We start from the raw sequence: 8,549 nt of genomic DNA, 5'->3' as shown, positions 1-8,549 counted from the left end.
CGAAGAAATGCACAAGTGTATTTCTTCGTTTTCAAAAAATGAAAATAAAATGAGTTTAGCTTAGAATTTCGCATTGGATATTCACGGCAACTCGATTATTTTTAGTGTTTTTTTCTTTTAAATAATACCTAATTCTATTGTTCTGAGCTGGAAACTTGAAAAAATATCTCTTTTGAAAATTAGGAGGTATTTTTATATGAGTCATTCAAAAAAGAAAGGAAATCTTAGGTGAAAATAGTGTCCTGTTTTAGGAAAACGGAAATCGTTGATAAAACAAGGATGCAAAGAAGCTTTGCGCTGATTTGCACTGGATTTGCTTGAAGGGAAGGGTACTTGAATTATAAAATTCTGAAGAGGTGATGTAGTGCAATGATAAATGAATCAGGTATACACAAGATAAAGGGCATTTCATGAGTCCGCATAAAAATTTCAGCTAGGAGTGGAGAATACGATAAATAAAAAAATGTTTTTAAATTAAAATTTAATAAATTATAATGATTTTCAGGCGTGAAAAAAGCTTGAATAAAAAAGTCTAAATTTTGAAAAAGAAGGTTAAGGTGAAAGTTTGTGAAAAAGAAATTTAAACATATTATGTCTTTAATAATCCTATTAAGTGCTGCGGTGGTAACACCAGCATTTCAGGTAATGGCGGAAAGCGAAGGTTTTTCAGATTCCCAACAGTTGGAGCAAGACGAAAAGATAGCTACACCATCTAATGATACAAATGATTTAACGGAAGCAGATAATGCTGCGATGACAACAATGACCTCATCGAGTGTGGATGCTAAAAACGAGCAATCGCAAGTCAACAGTGATAATGAAAAAAATATTTCTGAATCAGATATTAAAGAAGATTCTGCTGTAAGCACTGTAGATAAGGTTCCCTCATCTGTTAATGCTTCAGCTGCAAGAGCTGTCAATGGGCAACTGACGGTTCAAGTGTTAGATGGTAATTCAAACCAACCGATCCAAGGAGCTTATTTCACATTGACCTCCTCGACATCTGGTGAAGTGACATTGTTAGTCACGGACAGTTCAGGAAAGGTTACAATTCAACTTCCTTCAGGTGGCTATTTTATTAAGCAAGTTGGTACCACGAATCAAAGACTAAACTATGCATTCACATCGGTTGGAAATTCCATCACCTTGCAGCCAGGGGAAACGAAAACACTTGAACTTTACGAGCGTTTAATTGCGGGTGAGTATGCTTTTGGAGATAGTCCTGATACGATTCATATTCCTGTAAACAGCACATTTGATTTCTCAACCAAAGCATTAGGGATTGAGGCGTTTAAACTAAATTTTAGCGGCAATATAGAAAAAAGCATTTCTGACTCGCAGATCTATCCTTACTACACCAATGTTGACCCAAGCAAGCCAGGTTCCTATGTAGCAATTTTTATGGCTCGACAAGCCTCCTATAGCGTGAATACCACACATGTGGTCAATGTCATTGTCGATCCGGAGCAGATTGGAGAGGTAAATGTCCGATACCTTGATAGTCAAGGGCAAGAAATCCATGAGATGCAGACCTTGACCGGTACGATTGGTGAACCATATGATGCCAGCACTGAAGATTATAAGCTAAGATTTGATGGCTACACCTTAGACGAAAGCCAATTACCAGAAAACAGTAAGGGTGTATTTAACGAAACAGCGCAAACTGTCACCTACATTTACACAAAAAATCCTGTACCAGCAGCGGATGTAACAGTGGAGTATGTGGATACAGAAGGAAAAGAAATTCACCCTTCGCAAAAGATCAGTGGAAACGTAGGCGAGTCATACGATGCTAGCACAGAACAATATCAACTAAAAATCGAAGGCTACACTTTAGACGAAAGTCAATTGCCAGAAAACAGTAAGGGTGTATTTAAAGAAACAGCGCAAACTGTCACCTACATTTACACAAAAAATCCCGTACCAGCAGCGGATGTAACAGTGGAGTATGTGGATACAGAAGGCAACGAAATTCACCCTTCACAAACGATTAGTGGAAACGTAGGCGAATCTTACGATGCTAGTACAGAAAAATATCAACTAGCAATCGAAGACTACACATTGGATGAAAGCCAATTGCCAGAAAATAGTAAAGGTGTCTTTAGTGAAACCGCGCAAACAGTCACCTATGTGTATACAAAGAATCCGATATCAGCAGCTGATATAGTGGTGGAATACGTGGATTTAGAAGGCAAAGAAATTCACGCTGCTAATAAAATTAGTGGGAATGTGGGTGATCCATACGATGCCAGTACGGAACAATATCAAGTAAAAATCGATGGCTACACATTGGATGAAAGCCAATTGCCAGGAAACAGTAAAGGCATATTTAGAGAAACCGCGCAAACCGTTACTTACATTTATACGAAAAATCCCGTACCAGCAGCGGATGTAACAGTGGAGTATGTGGATACAGCAGGCAAAGAAATTCACCCTTCGCAAAAGATCAGCGGAAACATAGGTGATTCATACGATGCCAGTACAGAGAACTATCAATTAACGATCGACGGCTATACACTGGATGAAAGCCAACTGCCAGAAAATACCACAGGAGTATTTAGTGAAACTGTACAAACAGTCACTTATGTGTATACAAAAAATCCCGTACCAGCAGCGGATATAACAGTGAGATACGTTGACACAGAGGGCAATGAAATTCATGACTCCCAAACCATTAGTGGAAACATAGGTGATTTATACGATGCCAGCACAGATCAATATAAACTATCGATCGATGGCTATACACTAGATGAAAGCCAATTACCAGAAAATCTAAAAGGGGTATTTAGCGAAACAGCACAAACAATCACATACATCTACACAAAAAATCCCGTATCAGCTGCGGATATCAGGGTCGAATATATAGATACCGAAGGCAACGAAATCCACGCTTCTCAGACGATTAGCGGTAATGTGGGCGACCCATACGATGCCAGCACAAAGAACTATCAATTAATGATTGAAGGCTACACTTTGGATGAAAGCCAATTGCCAGAAAATAGTAAAGGTGTATTTAGCGAAACAGCACAAACAGTCACCTACATCTACGCAAGGAATCCGATACCCGCAGCTGATGTCACAGTCGAGTACGTGGATACAGAAGGTAAAGAAATCCACTCTTCACAAACGATTAGTGGAAACATAGGCGACCCATACGATGCTAGTACAGAAAAATATCAACTAAAAATCGACGGATACACCATAGATCAAAGTCAATTACCAAAAAACAGTAAAGGTGTGTTTAGCGAAACAGCGCAAACAGTCACCTACATCTACACAAAAAATCCGATACCAGCAGCGGATGTAACGGTGGAGTATGTAGACACAGAAGGTAACGAAATTCATGCTTCCCAAATCCTATCAGGAAATGTAGGCGAACCTTACGATGCTAGCACAGAAAAATACCAAATATCAATCAACGGCTACGTCTTAGATCAAAGTCGTTTACCACAAAATGCGAAAGGCACATTCGGCAAACAGGGGGCAACTGTGACGTACGTTTATACAAAAGGACAAGCTGCAACAGTTGATAGTTCTGATAATAAGGAAAAAGCTCCTGTCCAAACTGTTGTTTCGAAAAAAAGCGCGTCTGCACAAAGATTGCCGCAAACCGATGAGCAGGGGACGTTGTTCCCAATTATAGTTGGTTTGTGCTTTATCGCCACGGCAAGCTGGCTTTATTTCAGAAAGCGAAAATAGCGATTAAGTAAGCCATTGGGGAAAGGCATCACTGACTAACAAAAAGGACAGCTAGGATTCAGCTGTCCTTTTTGTTGCTTATTTACCTAAAAATGAAATGAACCCAAGGGAATCATAGAGAAAATGGCAGATCCAGCTGACCCATACGCTATTGGATTTTTTCCATACGTAGTTGAGTGCCAATCTGGCAGGCATCAAGGTGATCAATAATTGGGCTGGATGAAAACCATACGCTGGGATATGCCACAAAGCGAACAGCACACTGCAAATGATGGAAGACCAGAGGAAAGAGAATCCTTTTTTCTGTAAAGCTAATAAGAGATTGGTACTAAGCAACTCTTCTCCCATCAACATGAAGGGAACTTGTAAAAAGACCATTTGGACGGTGATGGTTTCGCCGATCGAGTTAGTTGTTGGTTGTCCAAAAATAGCGGCATAAATAAAGGAAAAGAACACGCCAGTCAAAATGACGAAAGGCACACCCCATAATAAAACGATGAAACGAAAATGTTTGAATTGTTCCAAAAAGGTCCTTCGTAAGAGAAAGTACCCTGCACCAAATGCCAAAATCACATTCCATACAGTACCAATGATGGATAAAACGGAATCGCTTAGGGGTGTATAGGGAAGCATTTGATAGGTTAAACCGATGACTAATGTAAGAATAAATAAATACGTTGTTGACTTGTGTTTCATTTTGAACACATCCTTTAAAGTAATTGCCACACGCTGAATTATAAACAGAAAAAACATCAAAGTACAAAAAGATCTCTCTCATTATTTTTAAACGAAAATAAAACGGAGTGAATACGATATCATGGCTGATAGGCTTGCTTTTATTAGTATCAGAATAAAAGATTTCTTAGAATAATTCTCAAAAATGGTGAACAAAAAGAGAAGTTTATAAGAATCTCTGTAACACTGTTGAAATATTATTACGCTTATGTTACATTTTGTTTACGTTATTATGTTTTAGGGAGAATGTTTATGAAGAAATCAAGCAATTATTCAAATAATTCACAACATAAAGAAGCGACGTCTGAAAAACAAGCACCTTTTTCAAGGGTCGAATCACATCAAAAGCAAACAACGGGAACGGCAAGACGCACGCAAACCACCAATCGTCAAGTTTCTAAAAAGAAGCCCACCCATCGCAAGTATCTCTTTTCATTGATGACGCTGCTGACAATCGTCATTATCGCCACTGGCGGCTATATTGCTTTCACGTTGAAGCAACAAGAAGCCTTGGCACGGGAAAAATATGAGGCTGCTGCTGAAAAGTTATTGGCATCGATCCAAGAAGAACAAGCTAAAGAGGGAATCCCAGCAAAACTCGAAACATTGTCTAATGGGGACAAGAAAGAATTGATTTTCCGACCAAAAGAAGAAAGTACGATTCCTGTCAAAGATGCAAGCAAGAAATTGTCGACCATGGCGAACAAATTATGCAAAAAACACACAGATAAAGAGACAGTCACCGTTGCTCGGATTGAAGCACAAGCGGTCGCATCGAAAGTGTCAACCTATTCTTTAAAAGCGGACAGCTATGTTTGGAATCGGGAAACTGGTCGCTTTGAAGATGCAGATAGCGTGGTTGCCGATCCAATTTTTATTTCCGAGAAAACCGGCAATGAATTATCCTTGAAAGACTTGGTTCCAGACGAGGGCAGCTTGCTAGGGATCCAGCAAGTCATTCAGCAAAAGATTTTAGACCAAGCCAAGGAACCTGATAAAGTCATTGATGCGGTCTTGGCGATGGATCGAATCACCTATGAGTCGAAATTTACGTATGATCCTGAAAAAATAACGATTCAGTTGCCCCAAAATCAAACTGGTGTATCTGAGATCACGTTGGCGTACAAAGAGATTGCACCGTTTATTGATCCGGAACTTGTTAACGCGGATCAATTGAAAGAGCAACAATCGACATTGGACGAAAACAAAAAATATGTTGCACTGACTTTCGATGATGGCCCTAACGACACAACCACATTAGATCTTTTGAAGATTTTAAAGGACAACGATGTCAAAGCAACGTTTTTTGAATTAGGACAAATGGTGGATCGATATCCTGAAGTATCGAAAAAAGTCCATGAGGAAGGGCATGAAATTGCCAGTCACTCCTATTCACATCCGCAATTAAATACGTTATCGCCGGAGGATGTCAAAGCGGAAATAACCAAAACTGACAAAGCAATCTATCAGGCAACAGGAGTCTTACCTAAGAATTTGCGCCCGCCGTATGGTGCGATCGATCAACAAAGCGCCCAAGCGGCAGGAAAATCGATCATTCAATGGAGTGTTGATACCGAGGATTGGAAGCTAAAAGATCCGAACAAAATTTTGAAGGTCGTACAAAATAATGTCTACGATGGTTCAATAATTCTGCTCCATGATATTCATCCGAAATCCGTTCAAGCCGTACCTGGTGTTATTCAAACGCTGAAAGCGCAAGGCTATGAATTTGTGACGGTGGATCAGTTGCTCAATGGCAAACAAAAACCAATGTATCAATACTTTGGTGCCACAGATGAACGCAGTGTTAGCTAATAGCTCAAAAAGGAAGTGATGGCAATCATCGCTTCCTTTTTTTAAAAACGAACGCTGCAGTTGCCGCTTTATCACTCGGAGGAGGCAAATGCTCGGAGATAATCTTCATCCAATAGTAAAGCAAAATCATCGGCAAGGGCTTCTTGATCCAGTTCTCGCATAATAGCCAACATCTTTTGTGTGATCGTTTCACCAGCTTTTTGATCGCCGGTTCTTATGAGCAACACGCCTTGGAAAAACTTGCAGACGGTTTGGTGGAAAAATTCTTTGTAGTCTGTCGCTAAAAGTTTCAATTGGACAACGAGAACTTCCGTCGCATCGTATTGCTGGTGTTTTAGCGTATATTCAATCAAATTGATCAGCAAGGCGCAGTAGATTTCTCGACCTTTTTCCATATCGATGTAGTACTCGAGCATCTTGGATACTTTTTTGAAAAAGAAGAAATTATGGTCGTTGTCCAGAAGATCGATGGTGTTGCCAAATAGTTGGATTTCTTGTAACGTCCAGCTCTCAACATCAATGAGGTAAGAAGTGATCGTTTGGCGATCGCATTCTAAAACAGCACTTTGTCGATAGACCCCATGCTCCGCCAAGCATTGTAGCATGCGAATTCGCGAGCGAACCTCTGCAATACGGATATTGTTCAGTCTACTAGTGGTTTGTTGTAGTTCCTGTAACAGCTTTTGTAAATTTGGCAGATCGTGTTTGTTTGAATATTGATTATACCGATGATTATAGCTGTTTTGCTCATCCAGGCGATAGCCATTCGCGATATAGAGAAATTCATCGATATCCATTGAGAGATTTTCTAAAATTTGCAACAGCAGGTTGGCAGCAATTTGATGCTTGCCTTTTTCGAACTCGATGGCATAAGACTTTGAAATAATCGTGCCATAGACTTCTTTTTGGGTGAAGCCTTTTTTCAATCGGATTTGTCTGATCGTTTCGCCATACATAAGAAAGCCTCCGCTCTCGTTGAATTAATGAGATCTTGTATCCCCATTATAGTAAAGTAAAGCCAATAGAGGAATCTAAAAGGTCTTTTATTTCAGACTTTCCTTGATTTGGTGGAAGAAATCGTTCAGTAATCTTTGTGATAGAGGATCCTCAGAGGGGGATCGTAGAAAAGCGTGAGAACATTCGGTTCTCACGCTTTTTTTAGACAAAACTGAGGCAGATCAATAGAAAAATCATTACTAGCCAATGCATCGTTTGTTGCTCCTTAAGTCGTATTAGAAGAAGTCAATTGGGCAGCGGTGTTTCCTTCTTACCAACAAGTATAACCGCTTCGAGTAGAATGAACGCTTACGTCCGAAATGTAGGACCAAATAACTAGGTGAGGATGAAAAGCAGCGAAGAGCAACTGAAGAAATAATCGTTCATAATAGTGCAACGTTGATTTTGATAGAATAGTTTCATTCTTTTTTCACAGAACTTTCTGCGAGTGTTTCGATTCCTTTTTTTCGTTAGCAAGAGTTATTTTAGGTGATATCGTGAAAAAACGTCTAAATTATTTTTGTTTTTTTATTTGCGGAGGTAAAAAACGAGGTTAAAATCATGAAAAAACACAATCATCATTTTTCTCTATCCAGATGTATAAACATGCAATTGAAATCGTATTCATTATCTGTCTCTTATACACATCTAGATGTATTTTCGTGCAAATATAAAACAATTTATTGATTTAAAAATATTAGATAAAACTCTAATAAAAGAATTATTGACATTTAGTATACCAATGATACCTAACTCAATATCTTGGTGGTTTGCTAATATTTCAACAAGATACATTTTAGTTATGTTTCAAGGGATAGCGGTAGCTGGAATATTCACTGCAATTAGTAAGCTACCTTCAATAATAAATGTTCTTTCTTCCATATTTCAACAAGCTTGGCAATTTTCTGCCTCCAAAGAAATTTCAAATAAGCAAGCTTCTAATTTTTTTACTAAAGTTTTCCTGACTTACTATTCATTAATTATTGCTTCTTGCAGTTTAATTATTACTTTCATTCCATTTATTTCAAAATTTCTTTTACAAGGCGAATTTTTTGAGGCATGGAACTTAATTCCTCTGTTACTTGTATCGGCTGTGCTTAATTGTTTCTCAGTTTATTTTGGATCAATATATACAGCCTCAATGAATAATAAGATGATTATGATTTCAACTATGGTAGGTGCTTGTATCAGTGTTGTTTCGTCTTTCGTTTTAATCCCTTTTATAGGGATTATTGGAGCGATTATATCTACGAATTTAAGTTATATAATTATTAATTTAATGAGATACTTTGATACAAAAAAAA

At 38.5% G+C, this 8,549-nt stretch carries 5 protein-coding genes; 3 read left to right on the top strand and 2 right to left on the bottom strand.

All coding sequences use genetic code 11. The features are described 5' to 3' along the window. The first annotated feature begins 567 nt into the window (after positions 1–567). Positions 568–3,699: a MucBP domain-containing protein gene (locus A5882_RS16100; RefSeq protein WP_086373119.1), complete on the top strand. Its 3,132-nt coding sequence runs from the start codon at positions 568–570 to the stop codon at positions 3,697–3,699. 78 nt (positions 3,700–3,777) lie between these two features. On the opposite strand, the gene A5882_RS16095 is transcribed toward A5882_RS16100, so the two are convergent. Next, positions 3,778–4,452 carry a CPBP family intramembrane glutamic endopeptidase gene (locus A5882_RS16095; protein WP_086316341.1) on the bottom strand — a complete coding sequence of 225 codons (675 nt, stop codon included), beginning with the start codon at positions 4,450–4,452 and terminating at the stop codon, positions 3,778–3,780. A 234-nt stretch (positions 4,453–4,686) separates the two neighbouring features. Between A5882_RS16095 and A5882_RS16090 the strand changes: the two genes are divergently transcribed. Further along, positions 4,687–6,249, top strand: coding sequence for a polysaccharide deacetylase family protein (locus tag A5882_RS16090; protein ID WP_176462040.1), 1,563 nt, complete (start codon positions 4,687–4,689; stop codon positions 6,247–6,249). 71 nt (positions 6,250–6,320) lie between these two features. On the opposite strand, the gene A5882_RS16085 is transcribed toward A5882_RS16090, so the two are convergent. Then, the gene (locus tag A5882_RS16085) at positions 6,321–7,205 is read right to left on the bottom strand and encodes a helix-turn-helix domain-containing protein (protein WP_086338427.1); all 885 of its coding nucleotides are present in this window, start codon (positions 7,203–7,205) and stop codon (positions 6,321–6,323) included. Positions 7,206–7,897: 692 nt separating this feature from the next. Here A5882_RS16085 and A5882_RS16080 point away from each other — a divergent pair. Continuing rightward, on the top strand, positions 7,898–8,549 hold a 652-nt coding region (locus A5882_RS16080; RefSeq protein WP_176462039.1), incomplete at its 3' end, for a lipopolysaccharide biosynthesis protein.

The organism is Enterococcus sp. 4E1_DIV0656, from assembly GCF_002140695.1.
GTDB lineage: Bacteria > Bacillota > Bacilli > Lactobacillales > Enterococcaceae > Enterococcus_D > Enterococcus_D entomosocium.
This window is presented reverse-complemented; position numbering and strand designations above follow the sequence as displayed.